The organism is Ureibacillus endophyticus, from assembly GCF_024159215.1.
GTDB classification, from domain to species: domain Bacteria; phylum Bacillota; class Bacilli; order Bacillales_A; family Planococcaceae; genus Ureibacillus; species Ureibacillus endophyticus.
Window position 1 is genome coordinate 2,793,839 of the sequence record NZ_JAMYWW010000001.1, and the last position, 21,564, is coordinate 2,815,402.

General features: G+C 33.8%; 22 protein-coding genes, 1 other RNA gene and 1 pseudogene. 11 read left to right on the forward strand and 13 right to left on the reverse strand.

The features are described 5' to 3' along the window. The first annotated feature begins 120 nt into the window (after positions 1 to 120). From NKR20_RS13800 to NKR20_RS13815, 4 genes and pseudogenes are all read left to right on the forward strand, one after another. Positions 121 to 1,152, forward strand: a complete 1,032-nt coding sequence (locus NKR20_RS13800; RefSeq protein WP_253427058.1) for a histidine kinase N-terminal 7TM domain-containing protein — start codon at positions 121 to 123, stop codon at positions 1,150 to 1,152. 48 nt (positions 1,153 to 1,200) lie between these two features. Beyond that, positions 1,201 to 1,689, forward strand: a pseudogene (locus NKR20_RS13805) (GGDEF domain-containing protein); the annotation flags it as partial. Positions 1,690 to 1,926: 237 nt separating this feature from the next. Next, complete coding sequence (locus NKR20_RS13810) at positions 1,927 to 2,364, forward strand: MarR family winged helix-turn-helix transcriptional regulator (RefSeq protein WP_253427059.1); 438 nt, start codon at positions 1,927 to 1,929, stop codon at positions 2,362 to 2,364. After that, positions 2,364 to 3,557 carry an MFS transporter gene (locus NKR20_RS13815; protein WP_253427060.1) on the forward strand — a complete coding sequence of 398 codons (1,194 nt, stop codon included), beginning with the start codon at positions 2,364 to 2,366 and terminating at the stop codon, positions 3,555 to 3,557. Before NKR20_RS13810 ends, NKR20_RS13815 begins: the two co-directional genes overlap by 1 nt. Before the next feature lie 239 nt (positions 3,558 to 3,796). Here the strand turns inward: NKR20_RS13815 and NKR20_RS13820 are convergent, their stop codons facing one another. The 10 genes from NKR20_RS13820 to NKR20_RS13865 all read right to left on the reverse strand — a co-directional run bounded on the left by NKR20_RS13820 (position 3,797) and on the right by NKR20_RS13865 (position 14,332). Beyond that, a complete protein-coding gene (locus tag NKR20_RS13820) occupies positions 3,797 to 4,552 on the reverse strand; it encodes an SDR family NAD(P)-dependent oxidoreductase (protein WP_253427061.1) in 756 nt (251 codons plus the stop codon). A gap of 129 nt (positions 4,553 to 4,681) precedes the next feature. Next, a complete protein-coding gene (locus NKR20_RS13825; RefSeq protein WP_253427062.1) occupies positions 4,682 to 5,926 on the reverse strand; it encodes a serine hydrolase domain-containing protein in 1,245 nt (414 codons plus the stop codon). Then, on the reverse strand, positions 5,892 to 6,161 hold the full coding sequence (locus tag NKR20_RS13830) for a hypothetical protein (RefSeq protein ID WP_253427063.1): 270 nt from the start codon (positions 6,159 to 6,161) through the stop codon (positions 5,892 to 5,894). The genes NKR20_RS13825 and NKR20_RS13830 overlap by 35 nt, the downstream gene beginning before the upstream one ends. A gap of 148 nt (positions 6,162 to 6,309) precedes the next feature. Next, positions 6,310 to 8,034, reverse strand: coding sequence for a methyl-accepting chemotaxis protein (locus NKR20_RS13835; RefSeq protein ID WP_253427064.1), 1,725 nt, complete (start codon positions 8,032 to 8,034; stop codon positions 6,310 to 6,312). 686 nt (positions 8,035 to 8,720) lie between these two features. Beyond that, a complete protein-coding gene (locus NKR20_RS13840) occupies positions 8,721 to 9,146 on the reverse strand; it encodes a helix-turn-helix domain-containing protein (protein ID WP_253427065.1) in 426 nt (141 codons plus the stop codon). 222 nt (positions 9,147 to 9,368) lie between these two features. Next, positions 9,369 to 9,665 (reverse strand): cupin domain-containing protein, encoded by a 297-nt coding sequence (locus tag NKR20_RS13845; protein WP_253427066.1) that lies wholly within the window; start codon positions 9,663 to 9,665, stop codon positions 9,369 to 9,371. A gap of 170 nt (positions 9,666 to 9,835) precedes the next feature. Further along, positions 9,836 to 11,773, reverse strand: a complete 1,938-nt coding sequence (locus NKR20_RS13850; protein WP_253427067.1) for a DUF2075 domain-containing protein — start codon at positions 11,771 to 11,773, stop codon at positions 9,836 to 9,838. A gap of 357 nt (positions 11,774 to 12,130) precedes the next feature. Next, positions 12,131 to 12,586: a transfer-messenger RNA gene (ssrA, locus tag NKR20_RS13855) on the reverse strand. A gap of 64 nt (positions 12,587 to 12,650) precedes the next feature. Continuing rightward, positions 12,651 to 13,487, reverse strand: a complete 837-nt coding sequence (locus tag NKR20_RS13860) for a hypothetical protein (RefSeq protein ID WP_253427068.1) — start codon at positions 13,485 to 13,487, stop codon at positions 12,651 to 12,653. A gap of 20 nt (positions 13,488 to 13,507) precedes the next feature. Then, the gene (locus NKR20_RS13865) at positions 13,508 to 14,332 is read right to left on the reverse strand and encodes a DUF2971 domain-containing protein (RefSeq protein ID WP_253427069.1); all 825 of its coding nucleotides are present in this window, start codon (positions 14,330 to 14,332) and stop codon (positions 13,508 to 13,510) included. A gap of 326 nt (positions 14,333 to 14,658) precedes the next feature. Between NKR20_RS13865 and NKR20_RS13870 the strand changes: the two genes are divergently transcribed. From NKR20_RS13870 to NKR20_RS13885, 4 genes are all read left to right on the forward strand, one after another. Next, positions 14,659 to 14,943 carry a helix-turn-helix domain-containing protein gene (locus NKR20_RS13870; RefSeq protein WP_253427070.1) on the forward strand — a complete coding sequence of 95 codons (285 nt, stop codon included), beginning with the start codon at positions 14,659 to 14,661 and terminating at the stop codon, positions 14,941 to 14,943. A gap of 5 nt (positions 14,944 to 14,948) precedes the next feature. Further along, positions 14,949 to 15,563 (forward strand): hypothetical protein, encoded by a 615-nt coding sequence (locus NKR20_RS13875; RefSeq protein ID WP_253427071.1) that lies wholly within the window; start codon positions 14,949 to 14,951, stop codon positions 15,561 to 15,563. Next, complete coding sequence (locus NKR20_RS13880; RefSeq protein ID WP_253427072.1) at positions 15,563 to 15,868, forward strand: hypothetical protein; 306 nt, start codon at positions 15,563 to 15,565, stop codon at positions 15,866 to 15,868. Before NKR20_RS13875 ends, NKR20_RS13880 begins: the two co-directional genes overlap by 1 nt. Before the next feature lie 73 nt (positions 15,869 to 15,941). After that, a complete protein-coding gene (locus NKR20_RS13885; protein ID WP_253427073.1) occupies positions 15,942 to 16,358 on the forward strand; it encodes a hypothetical protein in 417 nt (138 codons plus the stop codon). Between the two features lie 43 nt (positions 16,359 to 16,401). Here NKR20_RS13885 and NKR20_RS13890 read toward each other — a convergent pair whose 3' ends face one another. Further along, on the reverse strand, positions 16,402 to 16,806 hold the full coding sequence (locus tag NKR20_RS13890; RefSeq protein WP_253427074.1) for a MarR family transcriptional regulator: 405 nt from the start codon (positions 16,804 to 16,806) through the stop codon (positions 16,402 to 16,404). Positions 16,807 to 17,114: 308 nt separating this feature from the next. Here NKR20_RS13890 and NKR20_RS13895 point away from each other — a divergent pair, with 308 nt between their 5' ends. From NKR20_RS13895 to NKR20_RS13905, 3 genes are all read left to right on the forward strand, one after another. Beyond that, a complete protein-coding gene (locus NKR20_RS13895) occupies positions 17,115 to 17,285 on the forward strand; it encodes a hypothetical protein (protein WP_253427075.1) in 171 nt (56 codons plus the stop codon). After that, positions 17,278 to 17,520, forward strand: a complete 243-nt coding sequence (locus tag NKR20_RS13900) for a hypothetical protein (protein ID WP_253427076.1) — start codon at positions 17,278 to 17,280, stop codon at positions 17,518 to 17,520. The genes NKR20_RS13895 and NKR20_RS13900 overlap by 8 nt, the downstream gene beginning before the upstream one ends. Before the next feature lie 1,141 nt (positions 17,521 to 18,661). Continuing rightward, the gene (locus NKR20_RS13905; RefSeq protein ID WP_253427077.1) at positions 18,662 to 19,270 is read left to right on the forward strand and encodes a recombinase family protein; all 609 of its coding nucleotides are present in this window, start codon (positions 18,662 to 18,664) and stop codon (positions 19,268 to 19,270) included. Positions 19,271 to 19,812: 542 nt separating this feature from the next. Here NKR20_RS13905 and arsC read toward each other — a convergent pair. Beyond that, on the reverse strand, positions 19,813 to 20,232 hold the full coding sequence (gene arsC / locus NKR20_RS13910) for an arsenate reductase (thioredoxin) (RefSeq protein WP_253427078.1): 420 nt from the start codon (positions 20,230 to 20,232) through the stop codon (positions 19,813 to 19,815). A gap of 14 nt (positions 20,233 to 20,246) precedes the next feature. Next, positions 20,247 to 21,542, reverse strand: coding sequence for an arsenic transporter (locus NKR20_RS13915; protein WP_253427079.1), 1,296 nt, complete (start codon positions 21,540 to 21,542; stop codon positions 20,247 to 20,249). Positions 21,543 to 21,564 lie beyond the last annotated feature (22 nt).

Sequence of the window (21,564 nt, forward strand, 5' to 3'; positions counted from 1 at the left end):
AAAAACCACATGATAATATACGAAGACACATAATTAAAAAATGGATTTTCCGATTACATTATTTTACAATCTATTATATGAATTAGTATTTACTGGTAGATACTATCGGAGGAATGCACATTGAGCTACAACTTTATACTTTCATCCATTTTAATTCTTTTTATTTTTTGCTATATGATATTACTTAATTATGCTTGGCAAAATAGAGAAACTCCTATTACGATTAGTTATGGCTTGGGTGTATTATCAGCTTTTTTTTACACATTTGGATATGCTTTTCAACTTTTAAGTACGACAATCGACCAAATGATGTTTTGGATACACATTCAGTATATTGGAATTCCTTTTGCGCCGATTATTTGGGTAATTATGACATTACAATTCACAGGTAACCAAAGATTTTTAACAAAAAGAACAATCGCTTTATTATCAATCGGTCCAATTTATACGTTAAGTGCCCATTTTACAAATGAATGGCACCATTTATTTTACAAAAGTACAGCTTTAGACTTTTCTCAAGGATTTCCACTCATTGTTTTAGATAGAGGCCCTCTGTTTTACTTACATATTGTCTACGTCTATAGTTACTATTTAATTGGTATAGGTTTATTAATCCACTTATATCTTAAATCAAATAGAGAGAGAAAAAAACAAGTAGCCCTCATGATGATTGGCTCTTTATTTGTATTTGGTTTTCCATTTATCCATTCAATAGGTGCTATAAAAGTACCGATTGATATATCTCCTTTTGGGCTTGTATTTTCATCTTTATTTTACTTATGGGGAATTTACCGATTTAATCTGCTAAAATTATCTCCTCTAGCTATGAAAAAAGTTTTTGAATCCATAAAGGATGCTGTAATTATTTTTGATATAGATAATAATTTAAAAATCTATAATAAGTCTGCCATAAAATTATTTGGATATTTACCTAATAAAAAGTTGATTGGCAACTCGGCAGCAGAAGTACTATCACATTTTCCACCGCTAGTACAATTTATTGAACGTACGTCAGAAATCAATAACTTAACAACTCAATCCATGCAATTAAGAGCAACGTATTATAATGTTCATTTTTCATTTGTAAATGGAAGTAATAATAAGCCAATTGGTAAAATGTTCATATTACATGACATTACAGAATCGATATAGTATGAAGAAAGTTTACTTCAACAATCTAAACAATATGAATATTTAGCACATCACGACGTACTGACAGGACTATATAATCGAACTTATTTTGAGGAAGTAGTAAAACAAAAGTTGGCACAGTCCCCCAAAAAAGATGCTGCATTAATGATTTGTGATTTAAACTTTTTTAAAGAAATCAATGATGAATACGGCCATCTAACAGGAGATAATGTACTAATATTCACAGCAAATTGTTGGCATAAAAATTTACCAAATCCAAACATAATAGCACGTTTAGGTGGCGATGAATTTATTATGTTTTTTGAGCAAATAGAATCAAAGGAAAAGTTTATAAAGAAAATCAATGAGGTGCGGAATGTATTTCAAAAGAACTTGTATAAGCGAGACGGCATAGAAATTAAAGTTATACCAAGTATCGGCATTGCTTTTGTTGAAGAGGATGGTATAAATTATGAGCATCTCTATCATACTTGCGATTCACGTATGTATGAGGATAAAAAAAATATAAAAGATCAGTATTTGAAGAATGAAGTATAGAGAACACCATAAAAAATAATCAATCTTTAACAATCAGGCGCTTTCCTTGAATAAGGATAGCGTTTTTTTCCGTTAAACACCCTTATTCAAAAGAACACTTGCCATAAGTGTTTGTAATCTTAAATTTTATCTTCGCAATCTTTATTTTATGTTTGACATACAACTTTCACAGTTCTATACTATTATAGTTATCAAATATAATTATCATTTATAACTATTAATAGGAAGAGGTTAACCATGAATCAACATCAACAAGTGTTTCATAATCTTGTTTTCACATTGCGTCCATTTGATACACAGCTAAGTGAAATTTTACGTAATCATGGCATTCAACGTTCGGAATGGTCAGTGCTGTATTCCGTTGTGCATGAGCCTGATATTACAGCAGCAGAGTTAGCTAAAAGGTTAACTTTTGAAAAACCAAATATGACACGCATCATTAAAGTTTTAACGAATGCAGGTTATATCGAAGTGGAAACTTCATCAGGAGACAAACGAAGAAAGAATTTACGCATAACACCTTTAGGAAAAGAAAAATATTTAGAGGCACGCGTTGAAATCGACGCTTTTGAAAAAGAAATTTTAGAGGGTATATCTGCGGAGGATCAAATACATTTGCTTCGTACCCTGGAGCAAATACACACAAATTTAAATAAGAAAGCTGGATTATATTAATGAGTAACACAAATGAAAAGCTATGGACGAAGGATTTCATCATGGTATCCATTACAAACTTCATCGTCCTACTAATATTCTATTTATTAATGGTGACAACCTCATCATTTGCAGTCAATGAATACCATGCAACAGCTAGTCAAGCAGGTTTAGCAACGGGTATTTATATTGTTGGGACATTAATCGGTCGTTTATTTACTGGCCGTTATATCAGCACATTTGGGGTTAAAAAAATCGTAGTTCTAGGGTTAATCGCCTTTACTTGTACGACTGGCCTTTATTTTGTACATGCAGGCATTACATTTTTGCTAATTAGCCGTTTAATAAACGGGATGGCTGCAGGGATCACTTCAACTGCAACGGGGACATTGGTTGCTCAAATCGTTCCAATGAGTCGTAAAGGTGAAGGGATTGGCTACTTCAGTATGAGTACAACACTAGGTACTGCCATTGGACCTTTCCTAGGTATTTTCTTAGCACGTTTTGTTTCTTACAATATGATTTTCTTTATTTGCGTTATTTTAGCAGCATTAGCTCTTATTATTAGCTTTACACTAAAACCATCAGCCGTAAAACCAGTGGCAAAAGGAAAAGAACAAACAAAACAATCATTCAGTTTTAAAAACTATATCGAACCAAATGCAATAGCAATCGCAATCGTAACCTTCTTTATGTCATTTGGCTATGCAGCATTATTATCATTCCTTACATTCTTTGCAGAGGAACGTCATTTAATTACAGCGGCAAGCTTCTTCTTTCTTGTATATGCCATTGCCGTTTTACTAACACGACCATTTAGTGGGCGTTTCATGGATACAAAAGGTTCAAACTTTGTCATGATTCCTTGCTTTATTTTATTTGCCCTTGGATTATTTTTAGTCAGTGCGGCACATACTGGCGGTCTCTTATTGGTTGCCGCTGCGATTGTCGGTGCTGGCTATGGTAACCTACAATCTGGTGCACAAGCAATTGCGATTAAGCTTACGCCACCTGAACGATCAGGCTTGGCCACTTCTACTTTCTTTATCGCATTAGACGCTGGTCTTGGCTTCGGTCCTTCGATTTTAGGTGCAATTGAGCCTGCAATTGGCTATGGTAACTTATTTATCACACTTGGCTTCATTACAATATTCTCACTAGCACTATACATTGTGTTGCACGGCCGAAAAGACAAAAAGCTTATTCAAATCTAATAATCTAAAAAGAGGATGCTAACGGGGTTTTAGTTGAATAATGGTCTTCAACAATTGAGCGCTTTTCTTGAATCAAAAGTAGGGCTTGTGAAAGAATTACTTGTTGTGTGGTATTTATGGTAGTTAATGTTGTAAATGAGGTCATATGTTGTACAAAAAGGATAGATGTAAGCAGGTATAACCTGTTTATCTATCCTTTCTTTTTACCCTTTAAATATTAAGGCACCTGTTTTAACCTATTATATTGCACCCATTCCACCGTCAATGCGGTATTGCACGCCGGTAATGAAGGCGCTATCATCACTCGCAAGGAAAACGACTAAATTCGCAATGTCATTTGGCTCGCCATATCGACCTAATGGAATACTTTGAGCCAATGCTTCTTGCGTAACGTTTAACCCTTCCTCTAAGGAACGCATCATTCTTGTATTCACTGGTGATGGATGGATTGAGTTCACGCGAATGTTTGAGTTTGCTACTTCTAGTGCTGCTGTCTTTGTTAGTCCAACTACCGCATGTTTAGAAGCAATATATGGAGAGACATTTGGTGAGCCACCTAAACCAGCGACAGAAGAAGTGTTAATGACACTACCAGATTTTTGTTTAATCATCACTGGAAGAACATGTTTTAAACCTAAAAATACTCCGCGAACATTTACGTTCATCACCATATCGAAGTCTTCCACCTTTTGTTCCACAATCGGCGCTACTTTTCCTTCGATACCTGCATTATTAAAGAACACATCAATTCTACCAAACTGCTCAACTGCTTTATTTACATAATTTTGTACATCCGATTCTTTTGTTACGTCAGCTTGAACTGTAATTACTTCACCCAACTCAGATAAATCCGCCTTTGCATGCTCAAGTGCCTCTTGGAACAAATCAACTAAAACTACTTTTGCTCCTTCTTTTAGGAATGTTTCTGCTGTTACTTTCCCTATTCCGCCTGTTCCACCTGTAATAACTGCAACTTTATTTAATAGTCGTCCCATAATTATCACCTCAGCTTCGTATTTAATTAAACTATATACTATTCAAGATTAAACAGAAACCCAAAATTTGTATAATATTGAAAATTCTAATATTTTAATAAAAAGTGACCTGAAATGAATTCTAGCCACTCACTTTTTTCTAAAGAATAAATAACCGTTGCAAATCACAATCAATAATAATAGTATTTCAAGGCTAATTAAACCAATGGCAAGGTCATAAGGATACCCGTAGAAACCAATTTGAGTTGGTCTTACGTTCAATAATAAAAACCCGACGAATACGAAAAGTAGTAAACATATGACACTATAGAAAATACGTAGCCAGCGATATTTGATGGCTCTTTTTTTCATGACAGTTCTTAGTGTTAATGCTGACACTATGATACTGCCTAATAGGATGAATAACATTACTAAACCTGCTACTTTAAATAAAGGTGGTGCAAACGCTTCTTCTACCGGTTCATTCCCCATTAAGATTTGAAGCATTCCCATGGCGATTGGCTTTTTCGGTTCTGAATTCGACTCACCCATTATCAAAACAACACCGATATTTTCTTCTGGAAGCATCATAATTGCACTAGACGACCCGATGCCATCTCCACCTTTATAAAGAAGTGTTCGATTTTCAAGTGTACCTACTTCAAATCCACCTAAACTATATTCCCAACCTTCTTCATCCGTTGAAACAACACCTTTGAAGGACATTTTTAAAGTGTCTTCACTTAGTAATGACGAATCACCTAACGTAGCTGCTACATATTTGGCAAGGTCTACACTATTTGTATAAATGCCACCTTCTGGATCCTGACTCGTTCCAAATGCTTCGTAATTTAATAATCTCGTATTACGAAAACCAAAAAACCAGCTATATTCTTTTGCGATGTCTTGAGAAGATTTTAGTTCATGCCCAAAACTCGTACTCTCCAAATCTAATGGTTGGAATACATTCGTTTTCATATAATCGTAATAAGTCATACCGGATACTTTCTCGATTATTAAGCCCAAGATGTTATAGCAAGTATTACAGTATTGACCTTTTTCACCGGGATTTGATGTCATTTCAACGGTACTTAACGCTCTAATGGAATCTTCTAATGAATTACGATACTTCTTCTCATCTTCAAAAATCACCCCATCTGCTTTGAAACGATCCACACCAGCAGAATGGGTTAATAAATGTTCGATTGTTACCTCTTTTGATTTCTCTTTATCCTTATATGTGAACCATGGTAAATACTTTTGTACAGGGTCTTGTAAACTCAATTTTCCTTCTTCTTGTAATTTTAAAATCGCTGTTGCCGTAAAGGATTTCGTGACAGATGCAATGGCATAAATTGTTTCAGCAGTTGCCTTTTTTTTGAGCTTTACTATCACTGTATCCTATCCCGCTCGCATCAATCACTTCACCGTTTGCAACAATTGCATAGGAACCACCAACAATTCCAGCCTGTTCAAATTGCTCTTCAACATATGTCTTTACATTTTTTAAATTCTCCTGAGAAATATTTGCCGACGCATTGCCCATAAATGAACTAACACAAACGATACTGATAAATAGAACCACAAACCACTTCCGCCACAACTGACGATTAGCAACAAATTCATTCATCTATTCTCCGCCTCATTTACAAAATTTCTTACTTATAAATTAATTGAAAAAAGTCATAGGAAGTAGTGACTTCAGGTTAATCAGAAGTCATTTTTAGAGATAACAAAACCGTACATTTGGGATACTCCCCCCTATGTACGGTTGTTTGTTATTTTGCAATTTTAAAATGTAAAATGACAGATTGTAGCTGTTCTGACAGATTTGCTAAGGATACACTTGCGGCTGTAATTTCTTCAATTGCGCTTAGTTGCATTTCCGAAGCTTCATTGCTAGACTTTGCATCTTTTAAAGTTTCATTGGCCAGTGTATGAACTTCTTGCGTATTTTGTAAAATACTATGGCTAATGCTTGCTATGGATTTAATGGACTCATTCAATGACTCTGCATTTGTAGTAACAGAACCTACCATCTCTTCAATTTCACTAAACACCATATTTACTTCATTGGATTTTATTAATCCCGTTTTTACACATTCAGATTCTGCATGGATTGATTCAATAACATCTTGAATGTCTTGTTGAATATCACTAATCATATTAAATATTTGATCTGCAGAAATACGAGATTGTTCGGCTAGTTTTCTTACTTCCTCTGCTACAACAGCAAAGCCTTTACCTGCATCTCCTGCACGAGCAGCTTCAATGGCTGCGTTTAATGCAAGTAAATTGGTTTGATCAGCAATTTGAGTAATCATGCTAATGATATTACCAATTTCTTGTGATTTATCATGTAAAGTATTAACAGCAGTTTCTGTCTCTTTAGAAGATGTTGAAATTGACTCAATTTGTTCATTGATGGCATTCACCACAAGTGAGCCATATTGAGTCTTTTCAAATGTTGAACGTGATAATGTGTCCATCTCCACACCATTTTGAGCAATTGATTGTACAGCTGAATCCATATCCGTTATAGATGTGGTAATTTGAGTTAATTTTTCAAGCTGTGTATTCGCACTATCCACATGCGAGTGTGAAATATTCGCAATGGAATCAGCGGCAGCCATGTTTTCTTCTGTTGTTGCAGATAGTTGTTCTGCACTAGCAGCCACTTGCTGACTTGTATCCCGCGCTTCTGATACGATGGCAATTAACGCATCTTGCATATGATTTAAGTTTTTAGCTAAGGTATTAATTTCATCTTTTCCTTTTGTTTCAATATGTGTCATCGATAAGTCGCCTTCAGCAATTACTTTTGCACGATTCGCAACAAGGGAAAGACGTTGGACAATTTGACGACTAAAGAAATAAGCAATGGCAATCGCGATAATGGTAGTAATAACAATTAAACTATTTGATACGAATAAAATTTCAGAATATACCTTTTCATTATTCTCAACGATGGTATGAATTTCTTTAATTTGGGCTGTTTCAAGGGCATCAAAAGCTTCCATCGCATCATTAAATAAAGTGCCACCAAGCTTTAATCCTTTTGCTGCTTCTTCCCATTCTCCAGCTTTCATTAATTGCTCATTTTTTCGAACACGTTCATCAAATAGTAGCCATTTCTCATTGAAATGGGCAATCGCCTTATCAACATCAGAGGATAAGATTATTTCGTTTAATTTTGAAACTTTCGTTTGTATCTCATCTAAGTTCTTTAATGCAGCAGCTGTCGCATCAATATTTTTGAACGTTAGTGCAGACAGCATTTGTACGCGTGTATTTTCAGTTAGATTCGCAATGTCTGTTAATTCAATAGAAGGCTCTACACCTTCAGAATTAAGGGTATCTCCGTTACTTTTCAATTTGCTCGATTGCGTAATGTTGTAAATATTCAAGGCTACAAACAACACTATCACAATGCCAAAAGAGACGAGCATCTTACCAAAAATCTTCACTTTACAATCTCCTTTATATTGAACTTTCAAATTCATAGAAAAATTTCCTATCCCAGTAATTTTAACAATAGGTATTTGGTTGTAAATGGATATTTGGTAAATTGTTAATACATTTACATAATTATGTATTTTATTGGAAATAAGTAGTTATTAATTTAAAACGTAAAAAACTACCGATTGAGGTCTCGGTAGCAATTCAAGGAGTAGTGGTTTTAATTCCTAGGTATGTATATGAAACAATGACTCGTTTTATTCTGTAATGTTCTCGAGGGCGATCAACCATTACATTAGTTACAAAATAAGCTATTAGAATAGCAAACAGACTTGTTTCATTCCTAGAAACTCCCCATATGATTAAATTGTTGAAGTCTTCAATCTCAACCATGTGATTCAATTGCTCTATCTCTTTTACATAAATCCCATCGCTTATTGTTATCGCTATGGGATTGAATCTCCTATCCTGCACATAGCTATTGGTCATGCTCAAACATTACTCGCATTTTTTAACTTGTTCAGCTAAAACGTATACTTAAAATTTCCTAGACATTGGCTACCTGCAAGTCTTGGTAAAAAGTAAGACACCCAGTGGTATTTATTTAACAAAAAAATGCTACAACAATTACAACTAACGATTACTTAGTAGAATTTGCACCCGGTCTTGGTGTGAAGACATGTTTAAAATACAGCGCTATCTCCACTACATTCAAAGACTAAACGGCAAACTAGACAATATCTTTTATATCAGTATTTAGTAATTCAGTATTTAGTTTAAAATCAGTATTTAGTAGCGCTTCTTTTTTTTGATTTATTGAAGGTGGATTTGAGTTACCTTCTTGGACGTTTTGTGCAAGTAAATTTTGGGGTACTTCATAGACAATTGTCTCCCATTTCACGATTTGATGATTTTCATAGACTGGGAATCGTTCAAGATAACCAAATTTTTTTAGCTCGTTAAATCCAGAACGGAATGATTTTTCCCCGTCTGCTCCATGTTTCATCAATTCCTCCACATAAAACACCCAATCATCCGGCATGGACAGCATATAGGCAAGAATTCCTTTTGCCTTCCAACTCAATCGAGCATCATTTAGTAAACCTCGATCTAACACCACGTAATTTTCATTTTTTTCAACACGAATAATTGCCATGTGCTCCACCTCTTTAATTTTTTATACTTTTTATTTTCTATATATCCTTTTTTTCAAAATTAAGAGACATGGAGATTTTATTATTTCAAAATAAAAAAGTTACGCTAGCTTAAGCGCAACTAAATTATATAAAAATATTGTTCATTTCTATTTAAAGATAATGGTCTTTCACCTTCATCTTCCAAAGTAAGAGGCTACCCATTAAGGAGCAGCCTCTTTTCATTATTTTAATTTTACAATGAGTATATCGACTTCAGTTATCGCTTTTAAGCTATGCTTTTCATTAGGGTCAAATAACAGAACATCCTCGGCTGTAAGAGACACGTCCTCACCTTCTACGTTGAAGACGACATCCCCTTTACGTACGATGATAATCGATGTATTGTTGATACTGTGAGCTGGAATTTCCTCTCCTGCACGTAGCTGTACGTTCAATAAATCAAATTGTTCATGTTCTAAAACTTTCCCCATCTTTTTAGCTTGTTCCGCTAAAACGCTCGCGATTTGTAGTTTTTGCATAATTAACAGCTCCTTTAGTTTGGATATGAATATTATAGAAAATAATTTTTATCATCTGCTGTGATTTGCGTCACAATCAAGTATTAAAATATGGGTTAATTTAATATCAACATTTATAGCATTTTTTTAGTCATTTCATTTTACTATATGGAGAAAGGAATCTTACTTACTTATTTAAATTTATATTCTTCCGAATGCTCTGCAATTAATAAGTTCTTAGTTTCTGCTCGCTCCTTATATACTTTTCTAAGTCGTGATTTAAAATATTTAGCTAATTCATTATCTGTACAGTACACATAGCAACCTTTCTGCCCTCTTGTCATCAAAGTACGATAAGTGTTCCGGATAATAGCATCTACAGCTTTTGTAGCTGCTACAGGATCTTCTTTCATCCACTTTTTAATACCTTTAATAGACTGGTCTGTTTTAGCACGTTTCGTATAATCGGTAACTACCTTACCATTCTCAAATCGTAAATCATCTCCAATTATTACACCAACAAAGTCGAATTCTAGACCTTGACAAGTATGAATACAACCAGCTTCGTCAACAGATTCCTCTGCTATTGCCCATATATCATTCCCTAAATTCCAGCTGATAGAAAAATCGTGTTCTTCAATATTAATATCATGTACATCACGATTATTTTTTCCTTCTGAAATCCATTCCCAACAATAACCTGCAACAATACGTGCCTTATTGTTAATAGCATTTTTTTCTTTAATTATTTTTCGTAGTTCATTTGGCGAATCAAAAATTCTAATATCGTATTCCATTCCTAAATCATTGTTATTTGCCGTTTCGCGAATTCCAAGTACATCATCTAACCAAGCAATATAACCATCTGAACCGTCACATCTAAATTGTGATGCTAGCTCTCCCTCGAATACATTCACATCTAATTCACTAGCATACTTTTTGATGAAATCAACACTACCAATATCCTTTAACGTTACTCGTTGTGCCTCATCAATGAAAAATACACTAAACTTTGCACTATTAATTAGCTCTTTTACTTGATTCTCACCAAGATTATTAAACAATCCAGACTTTTCGTTTAATCGGTGTGCCTCATCTACAATTAATACATCAAATTCATTTTTATCTGCAGCATGGAAGCTCCCTGAACCTTTAAATAAGTTATCGATGCTTTTTTTCTTCATCGTACCTTTAAGCTTTGTTGCATATACATCACGCGGTGCACTATTTTTCGTTACATACATCGCAAAATAATCATTCTGAATTAACTGGACTAACAAATTGATTGCGAGTACCGATTTGCCTGTACCAGGACCACCTTTTACAATGAAAACACCTTTTTTATTCTCTGAAATACAGCCTGTTACATAGTCTAGTATTCTTTCATACACAACCTTTTGATCATCTATCATAATAAACTCAGGATTGCCTTGTAGCATCGCAGCCATACTATCTTGAAGAGATTTAGATGGCTTAATACGGCCATTTTCAATTCTAGCGATAATATCATTTTTGTCGCCATATTTAATGTATTTTTTAATGAATTGACGAAGCTGTTCCATTTCACCTTTTCTAAAAATAGGTGCTTTTTCAATGTGCTCTGCATAATGTTCATCTAATATAGGATCGTTCTCTAAAATAAAGTAATTATGAAGATATGCACATGGGTGTAAATGAATCGGTGCAGTTCGAACTTCTTCATTGAAGTCTTCTATTAAAGATGCATAACTCCAAGCCTGATAGGAAGGATGGGTTGTCAGATGTTTTGTACCGCCTAAATAGGTCTCAACCACTACTGCATCCAAACGGTTATTTTTTTCAACAGTCTCCCATTGCTTCAATTCAACAATAACTGCATGATCCGTTTTACCATCATTCCCAGCAATAATAAAATCAACACGTTTTCCCGTATTAGGAATCTTAAACTCAATTGCCGCTTTTGCATCTTTTGGAATATCACGATCACGTAATACATTCGACATTCGTTGCAAGGAATGATCCCATGAACGAATTTCGCTCTTGGATGTGCGACCAATTTTTTCTTGGTATACATTATATAATCGATCAACAATTACCTCGTTCGAAACATCATCGAGAAATTCTGAAATTTGAGCTTCATAAATTATCATAAGTTCACTCATTTCTATAATAAATATACAAATGTATTTAATTTATATTTCCCTTATAAACATTCACTTTGATTAATTTTCTGTTTCAGTAGATCAACATACTCATTGTTAATAAAGTTAACAAAATACAAAATCTACCTATACATAAAAATGGGAATATTTTCATTTAAAATGATAATACAATAATTTCTTGTATTTAAAAAGAAAACATACTCAGCCAAAAGTTAAACCAAAAATTATACTCGTTCTTATTGTTTCCTCTCAGTTATTAAAATGAAGATTATTTTACAATAAAAAAACGCCAAAACCCTTATATATCAGGGATTTTGACGTTCAGTGAAATCATATGAATTTCAATTATGGAGACGGCGGGAGTCGAACCCGCGTCCAGAAACTCCAATACTTAAGCTTCTACGCGTGTAGTTTGCCTACTTACGATTCGCGTGGCATTATGCCGACAAACAGGCGTCCTGCACGCTAGCTTGGAAATCTCTTGACGGTGACTCAAGCGGCACCACCGACCGTATCCCACTAAAGTTGGGCCCCACGTTCTCTACATGGGCGATAGCTATTACATACGTTTATTTATATTAGTTAAGGTGTATTACATTTTTTCAGAAATTGGTTTAATTTACCTTCATTACTCACATTATACCATGAAGTTAAACAATAAAAAAAGAGAATCTTTTATAGATTCCCATTCAAATATTCCACTCAATCGTTTCTGGCGGCATAGATGTAATATCATACAGCACGCCGTTTACGTGTTTTACTTCGTTAACGATACGTACTGAGTTTTTTCTAGTACGTCCCAAGAGATACGTTTCTAAACAATATAACTTCGATCAAAACTGCTTACAATAATTAAACTATAGCTTTACGAAATTTCAATTATTTCACTATAGAATTCTTTGAAATTATCTTTATAATTATTAAAATAGTTATCTCTAAAAGCCTTTATTTCCATTGCAAGATTTAGATGCTTAATCACGTCAAATTCACATTGTAAATAGTCTTCCGGAACAATTATTTCTAATATTTTATTAAAGTAGTCATAAAACAATTTATCTAATTCAATTAACTTACTTTTCAATTCTTCAATTTTTTGTCCCCTTTTTACAAAGAGTTTGTATGTAATATTCTCATCACCCATTCTAACATCCATCATTGGATTAGAATATTGTATTCCTAAACCTTCAAAATGAATTGTTCCTTTGTGTTTCATATAATTGTATAAATTCCTTAATTCTAATACGAGTTCGTTTGTGCTAAAACTTTTTAATACATCTAATAGCTTATGGTCTTTTCTATATTTTAAAAGCCTTACTACATTATCATAATTACATGCATTACTATACTTATCATATTCTTTTTGATCACACAAAAAATAATATGAACTATCAATAGAATAGTAATATATAACTTGCCAAGATAAATCAATTGCAAAATAGTAAAAATTTAAGGCATTCATTAGAAAACCCGAATGAATGAAATTTAAATGTAACTGATCGTGTGTAGCTACCATATCTCCATAATTATTATTTTCTGTCATATATCCATTAAACCTAGCATTAGAAAACATGTAGTAAACATCGTCCACTTTGTTCAAGGCATATATTATATTTGGATCGAAATTTATATAATGTTTTTCTATCGGAAACAATCCATGCCAATTACTACAATCATGCGTTGTATATAGTGAGTTATAATCCAATACTATTCCACCTTTTAGTTTTATCTTATCTGGATTATACTTTTTTCAAGTTTACAATTATACAGATTTGATAAATGAATTAACTTAGTATAATCATCTTCATTACACTTCGGACCTACCGTTATTTTCATTTCTTTAAATACAGATTCATCTAGTTGAACAAATATCTCTGTTTGATTAACAGGATATCTTTTTAAATCCAGTATATCTCGAGTAAATGCATCATTAGGATAATTTACTTCTTCCATCAAACCTATTATTTTATATCTCCATTCGTTCTCAATATGCCAATACTTGTTTTTAAATAATCCTAAATCATACAGATTGACATGAATAAAATCACTTTCTTCATAAACAGCCTTACTAATCAACAACTCTCTATTATCAACATATGCAACCTTATTAGGACCAAATATACTTGATGTTCTCATCCCTAAAGAAAAGTCTTTTCTATCAATATCAATCATTTCAGCATATTTAAACATAGCACCACCTTTTTCATAAACTCTAATATTATCTCTACCCTTAAACATATCTATGGGTAACTCTATTCTAACTCCCTTAAAATTATCACCGTACATATTCCACATATGGATAGATTCATTTCTTTCATCGTCCCAACAAGATACAAAAACTAAAGTATTAGCATTTTCCAAATTAGCTGTTAAGGCTTCTTCAGGATCATTTACTTTATCTAATCTATTAAATCTTATTGACTTGTTAGTAATAATTTTTTCTAATGTATCGACCGATGTGTAGTGAAACAAACTATTCGGCAGTTCCCTAACACCTAGTTCTTCCCACATAAAATCGTCTGTATAAACTAATTTATCGAAGTTATACATTCAACTCCTCCTTTTTTACAGTAAATACCACATTTTGAATTATAGATTATTAAGTTGTACTTAAAAAGGTTTAAAAACCACCGTGTAATTTTTGCATCTACTAGACCATCTACTCCTACTTATCTCCCCCCTAATAATAATAATACATTTTCATTTTGAATTAGTTAAATCAACTATTAATAAATCTCCTTATTTTTCTAATATTGTTCTAACAAACTACTACAATAAGAAAATATATTCTCCCAAGCACCAGTAAATATTCTTTCCTCAAACACCTATATATGTAATGGTTCAATAATTTTGGACCATAGAAAAATAATAAGTAGGTGAAAAAACTGGAAAAAGGAATTTATAAAGTGCCCCTAGATTACCGTTTTATTAAACACATTCGGTTAATACGAAATAAGACTTTGGCAGAATTCAGTAATTACATGAATGTTGATATTGCCACCATTAGCAGATTAGAAAACAACAAGGTTACATTCACACCTTTTTACGAAAGTAAGCTGCGTGAGGCATTACGCAAATTAAAAGTTTCTAACGCGGAGTTATTAGCAATTAATAATGTAATAGAAATCAGATATAAAACAATAAACATTAAAGGAGAATAACAGCAATGGAGATTACTAACGGAGTGATTATAGAGGACATTTTCCCATATACAAAAGAGGTTTTAGCAAATTTCAAAGCGGAACAAATTGCATTACAGCATGAGTATGAAGAATTAGAAACGGAACTAGCTGCAATCCAAGAAAAAATTGCGGTTAATGTATTAGATCGCGAAACGGCTAATCTTTCTGACCGTATTTATTTAACTACCCAACATAAAGAACTAAATTATAATGTTGAAGTTATAAATCTAATGTTTGAGGAAAATCAGCAGAGGCAAACACAATTAAAATTACAGTACGCCATGCTATTACGTGAAGCAATCAGAAAAGAGACAACTATTCGAAGTAAGTACGATGTGAACAAGATTATTGACCGCTATAAGTCAATTATGTTAAACGAAATTGCTGGGTTGGGACGTGAAATGTTATCGCAATATCGAGAGATAGCACCTGAAGTGAATTATCTTTTTGATGATTCAGAAGTACATGAGATGTACCCACGTTTAAGCCAAGCATATACAACTGAATATTTCCGCCCAGGTTTTGAGAACAAGTACGGAAAATCAATTATTAGTCGTGATGAAATTGATAATGCACGCTATGGAAAAGGGGCTAACTAATGAACTTATTATACTTGCAGCGTAATAAAGAAAAAAACGTACTAGAGGAATTGCGAGAAGGTAATACCTACGTCTTGGAAGATATGAACGCTACAGAAAAATTAACATACGGTTTACAGCTACAACAAGAAGTAGGCATACCAAATGAAAGTCGACTGGATTTCGAAGCAGTGGGCGAGGCATATAAACAAAAATTACAACAAGAAAAGGACGATGCTGAACATTCAGAACGTATCCGCAAAGAACATATTGAAAAAGTTGCTAAACAAAAAGCTGAACAAATTGCTGCTTATCGCGGCTACTAAAAATACCAGGCTAGTTGCTTCATGCAGCTAGTCTTTTTTAATGCCAAAACAACTCTAGAAAAGAGGTTTTACCATGACTTACACAAGCCGTATCAAACTAACAGAAATGACCGAAGAACAGTTCAAAACACTTCTACAGAATAAATATAATGGCGAGGTAAAGATGGTTTCTCGCTACTACAATCACCAAAGCACATCAATCTTTCAATGCGATCGCTGTCACACTCGTTTTTATGGACGTCCCGATTATTTACTTGGGGCAAGGAACGGCCAAACTCACGAATGTTTTACTAACTATGGTGCTGCTGCAAGTACTTTTAGAGACAAGCCGTATAATTTAAAGAAAATAAAATTCTCAATGAAAACAAAAAAAGAGATAGTTAACTTATTCAATAAGGGAATGGATTTCTATGAGATAGGAGAACGTTTAAGATTACATTCCTATTCCGTCTACAAAGAACTATTTGAACAAGGTCTATTACTAAAATAGTAGTAGACCTCGTTTCTTCTCGTACATTTGCTATGACAATTTTTCAGTGTTTATAATTAAGTAAATTCTGTTTTAATTCATCCAACACCTTCTTCCTTATTTCATATTTCTCTCCTCCCTCCTCACCCCAAAAGTCAAGATCAGCACCATCCTCAATATATTCTATCGCCTTCCTTTTTACTTTATCCTGAAGACAATTCATCTCTAATTGTGTTGCTGCTAAACCGATATAAATTAAAGCTAAGTATCTTCTATTTAAAGTTATGACTAAGTCAAAGTACTTGCTATCCAAGTTAGTTATTGGTTCATCAATTCCTTTTAATAGTCGTTCTAATGTACTTTCCGAAGCTTCTTCTGGTGTTCTTCCCATTTTTAAATTTTTAATAAATTCATCCTGGGCATCACAAGTAATATCATCTTCAAATAACTTTATTCCCCAATAGCCCATTGGGTTTTCCCTCCTTTTTTAGTTGATAAGCTTTAAAGTTCAATAATATTATGTTTATCTATAACATTTGCTATACCTAATTTCCCGATAAATCTTCAATAATTTTCAGAGATTTATAGTGTCGTATAGTATTGTGTAGTGCAGTATCGTGAAGGACTGGTGTGTGTAGTGTCTTACAATATTTAACTCGAATTTACCCAAGCTTACAGTGATTTTATCTTGCATTACAATGTATTTTTACCAAGAATTATTGAAATTGCTGATAGCTGTTATACTGATGAAAGAATAAATAAAGGAGTAGATTTTAAATGTCTGAAGATATGGAAAAGAAGATGATTGAACTTATAGAGGATATGAGAACAGAAATGAACGATGGTTTTAGTAAATGCAGCGAGAGAATGGACGATATGATTAATGATTTAGGGGAAATTAAAGATATGCTATCAACATTAAAAAAGGGGGGAATTACATATGTCTGAAGAAGTGGCAAAATTGGAACTTGTCGAGAAAATGAGATCTGATTTAAAGAAAATGTGTACTGATATAAGAGATATTGAAGGCGACCGAAAACAAGCCCTATCCATTATAGATAGAATTAATGGCCGTTTAGATGGAATGATTGAGAATCAAACGGAGTTTCGCAAAGAGTTTAACGAGAGAATGGATAATATAGAAAAACTGTGTGAAGGCGTTATAGACCGTACCAAAAAGTGAAGTGCTATGTAGTGTCGAGTATTGTGCCGAGGTTTTCCGAAAACTGCCGAAAAAATTTTTTTAGTAAATGGCTGCTGCTAATTCTTAAAAAACTTGGCCCCCCCCATCTACAAAACGCATTGAGACGAATTGAGTAGGGTAGTTAAGCGTTTAATCATTTTTCGATTCGTCTCACGTCCCTCTGAAGCGTTGGTATTACTGAATTTGACCCCAAAAAGGTTTTAAAAACATCGTGTATATTTAGTAAGCACTTGATTTGGCATATAGCCATGCCCGGTCCCCGGTCCCTCCCTTTTAAAAAGCTAAGAAATCACTGAAAAATAGCCGGTTTGAAGGCATTTTTAGGGGGTTTTTGAGGGTTTTCAACATCGATTTCTCACCTTTTGGTTGTTATTCGGTCATTCCAGGCAGTTTCCAGGCGGTTTGCCGTACACTCCCCGTACTTTCCGTTGCCTTCCCCCGGTCCATTTGCCTCACTTCCCCGGGGCAGTTCGCGAGTGATTCCCTCAACTTCCACTGCTTGTAGCTGCTGTCCAGGGCATGTCTAGGCCGTGTGCTTGCGTGCTGCTGCTGTTATTCCACCTGGGCCGCTGCAAGTATCTATTCAATGTCTACACTATATAGACCGTTAGCATAGTGATTATGGTTACCAGGCACACAATTACGATGGATTCGAATGGTTTACGGCGTATGATCATTGCGACCGCTTTTACCTCTTTATCGAATATTTTAAGAAGTACCGCTATCCCAACAGCCATTAAAAAATTCATTCTGTTTCCCCCTTTTTATATCAATCCCATTTATATAAATTTTCAACCACGAAATTGAAATCCTCAAAGCTTTGGCTTACATATAATTATCAAAATCTACTCCTATGGTAAAACACAAAAAATAAAAGGTTCAGTACTTTTAAAGCTTTTTATAGAGAGATGAAAAATATTTTCTACAACCTTAAAACGACATTTTTTATTAAATCAGACACAAGTCTATAAAGGTACACCATTATGGACGTTTAATTTAGCAGTCTTAAAATGTCTATTTATTATTAAAAATAAACCTTTTTGTACGTCTAAAAACTATTTAACCTTTATAGAAAACATTGTATAATAAGTCTATAATATAATTAAGGCGGTATTAATTTATGGGGGCTATTTCATTCGGCTATATTCGTGTATCAACTAAAGAACAAAACTTAGATAGACAATATGAGGCTATTAAAGACTATGTAACAAGCGAAGAATACATATATAATGATAAGGCAAGCGGTAAAGACATGGAACGTGAGGGCTTTCAGAACATGTTAAAAGCTATGCGTAAAGGTGATACGCTTTATATTAAGTCTATTGATCGTCTAGGACGTAATAAAGAACTAATCAAACAGTATTTGCAGCTATTTAAAGAGAAAGGTATTCGCGTTAAGATTATTGACCTCCCCACTACTATGCAAGACGTACCACAGGGCCAGGAATGGGTAATTAACATGATAAACAATATTATCATTGAAGTTTATACCTCTATGGCAGAACAAGAACGTCACATGATTAAACAACGCCAATCCGAAGGGATCGCAACAGCAAAAGAAAAAGGTAAGCACTTAGGTAGACCAAAATTAGTACTCCCTAAAGAGTGGGATAGTCTTTATAAACGATGGAAAGACGGAGAAATAAAAGCAGTTGAATTTATGGTAGCAGTGAATATGAAAAAAGCGACTTTCTATAAGAAAGTAAAAGAATATGAGGCTACTCTATAAACTATATAAAAACTCTTAGAGGGCGATTTTAGGCCTTCTTTTTTTAATTCAATTAATTTGTATGTACGAATAAATATCATACGTATATCGATATTGTGCATCCATAGAATGACAAACTATGTATTCCTAAGAATAAAGTGTAGCCACTGATACTAACTAATCTCTGTTCTTCAAATTTTGCCTCCCCATTAAACATTGATATTTCAGTGTCTTCACGCACTCATTTTCACATTGGTCAAAAAAATATTTGAGACAACGATATGTATTAAAGGCAGCTGCGTGTTTTTTCCCTTCCTTCAGCTGTAACTAAAGAAAATATTACATTTCAGAAAAGCACACATATCCACAACAAAATAGCTACCTTAAAACGCTTCTAAATCTTCAAATTCTGTTCACTGTCGCAAACACAAAAACAGAGTTAATCCACAATTTGGGAAATTAACTCTGTTTGTCTATAATACGTAAACCGAATATTTAACTAAAGCCCCCATCAATTCTATAAGAAAGTAAGGGGTACAATAGTCTTTAGCAACTAATTTATCTTATTTTCCACTTTCACCGAAACTCTTAATTCTTTCACCAATTTCATCACGTACACGTTGGAAGAATGTCCATTTTTCCTCTTCTGTTCCTTCCGCTTTTGCCGGATCATCAAATCCCCAGTGTTCACGTTTAACATGTGGAGGTGTGACTGGACATTTATCCGCAGCATCCCCACATAATGTAACCACCAAATCGGCATTATTTAAGATTTCAGGATTAATGATATCTGATGTTTGATTGGAAATATCAATATCAGCTTCTTTCATAGCCTTTACAGCATTTGGATTTAATCCATGTGCTTCTATTCCAGCACTGTATATGTTCCATTTATCACTCAAATATTTCTTTGCCCAACCTTCTGCCATTTGGCTTCTGCAAGAATTTCCAGTGCATAAGAAATAGATCGTTTTTTTAGTCATGTTATAACTTCTCCTTAAAAAATTAATAATGTTAGGTACAAGCCTAGTAAAGTAATAAACAGAATTGGAATTGTTAAAATAATACCAGTTTTAAAGTAAGTTCCCCATGAGATTTTGACACCTTTTTGGGAAAGAACATGAAGCCACACTAATGTTGCAAGGGAACCAATTGGTGTAATTTTTGGACCTAAATCAGAACCAATGACGTTAGCGTAAATAAGTGACTCGCGTACAATTCCAGTTGTATTTGTTTCTGCAATAGCTAAAGCGTCAATCATCACTGTTGGCATATTGTTCATTACAGAAGATAAAATTGCAGCAATAAAGCCCATTGCCATCGTTGCAATAAATAGCCCTTCTTTAGCAAAGAATTCTATGATATCTGCTAAAGAATCTGTTAGCCACGCATTTCCTAGTCCATATACAACAACGTACATACCAATAGAGAAAAATACGATATTCCACGGTGCACCTTTAACAACTGCTTTTGTATTTACTACATTACTTCTTCTAGCCATCATTAAGAAAAAGATTGCGATTACTCCGGCCACTATTGAAACTGGTATATTAATAAATTCACTTGAAAAGTAACCAACTAATAATACTATCAGCACAACCCACGATAATCGAAACATCTGAAAGTCTTTAATTGCTTCTTTTGGCTTTTTCAATTTCGATAAATCATATGTGCTTGGAATATTTTTTCTAAAATAAATTAATAAAACAATGATCGTTGCGATTAAAGAAAAAATGTTCGGTAGAATCATTCTTATCGCATATTCTACAAACCCAATATTAAAGAAATCGGCAGAAACAATGTTAACCAAGTTACTTACGACAAACGGTAAAGAAGTTGTATCTGCAATAAAACCACTTGCCATAATGAATGGGAAAATCATTGCCTCTTTAAAATTAAGGTGACGAACCATTGCTAATACAATTGGTGTTAAGATTAAAGCTGCACCATCATTTGCGAATAATGCAGCAACAATTGCACCTAAAATACTTACAAAGACAAACATTTTAACCCCATTACCTTTTGCAGCTTTTGCCATATGTAAGGCAGCCCACTCAAATAAACCGATTTCATCCAAAATTAGTGAGATAAGAATAATTGCTACAAAAGATAAGGTTGCATTCCAAGTAATGCCGATTACTTCGTTCACATCGTTAAAATCAACTACCCCTACTAGTAAAGCTACAATGGCACCGCCACAAGCAGACCAACCGATATTCAACCCTTTTGGCTGCCAGATAACTAGAATAAGTGTTGCTAAAAAAATTATTGTTGCTAATATTGCTGTAATCACTAAATTTAACCTCCATCATTAC

Coding starts and splice junctions, on each gene's coding strand:
- NKR20_RS13830 (WP_253427063.1), bottom strand. CDS start 6,161: ATGAATGAATTTGTTGCTAATCGTCAGTTGTGGCGGAAGTGGTTTGTG.
- NKR20_RS13835 (WP_253427064.1), bottom strand. CDS start 8,034: ATGAATTTGAAAGTTCAATATAAAGGAGATTGTAAAGTGAAGATTTTT.
- NKR20_RS13810 (WP_253427059.1), top strand. CDS start 1,927: ATGAATCAACATCAACAAGTGTTTCATAATCTTGTTTTCACATTGCGT.
- NKR20_RS13840 (WP_253427065.1), bottom strand. CDS start 9,146: ATGGCAATTATTCGTGTTGAAAAAAATGAAAATTACGTGGTGTTAGAT.
- NKR20_RS13845 (WP_253427066.1), bottom strand. CDS start 9,665: ATGCAAAAACTACAAATCGCGAGCGTTTTAGCGGAACAAGCTAAAAAG.
- NKR20_RS13880 (WP_253427072.1), top strand. CDS start 15,563: ATGAACTTATTATACTTGCAGCGTAATAAAGAAAAAAACGTACTAGAG.
- NKR20_RS13820 (WP_253427061.1), bottom strand. CDS start 4,552: ATGGGACGACTATTAAATAAAGTTGCAGTTATTACAGGTGGAACAGGC.
- NKR20_RS13900 (WP_253427076.1), top strand. CDS start 17,278: ATGTCTGAAGAAGTGGCAAAATTGGAACTTGTCGAGAAAATGAGATCT.
- NKR20_RS13885 (WP_253427073.1), top strand. CDS start 15,942: ATGACTTACACAAGCCGTATCAAACTAACAGAAATGACCGAAGAACAG.
- NKR20_RS13850 (WP_253427067.1), bottom strand. CDS start 11,773: ATGATAATTTATGAAGCTCAAATTTCAGAATTTCTCGATGATGTTTCG.
- NKR20_RS13905 (WP_253427077.1), top strand. CDS start 18,662: ATGGGGGCTATTTCATTCGGCTATATTCGTGTATCAACTAAAGAACAA.
- NKR20_RS13875 (WP_253427071.1), top strand. CDS start 14,949: ATGGAGATTACTAACGGAGTGATTATAGAGGACATTTTCCCATATACA.
- arsC (WP_253427078.1), bottom strand. CDS start 20,232: ATGACTAAAAAAACGATCTATTTCTTATGCACTGGAAATTCTTGCAGA.
- NKR20_RS13890 (WP_253427074.1), bottom strand. CDS start 16,806: ATGGGCTATTGGGGAATAAAGTTATTTGAAGATGATATTACTTGTGAT.
- NKR20_RS13815 (WP_253427060.1), top strand. CDS start 2,364: ATGAGTAACACAAATGAAAAGCTATGGACGAAGGATTTCATCATGGTA.
- NKR20_RS13895 (WP_253427075.1), top strand. CDS start 17,115: ATGTCTGAAGATATGGAAAAGAAGATGATTGAACTTATAGAGGATATG.
- NKR20_RS13865 (WP_253427069.1), bottom strand. CDS start 14,332: ATGTATAACTTCGATAAATTAGTTTATACAGACGATTTTATGTGGGAA.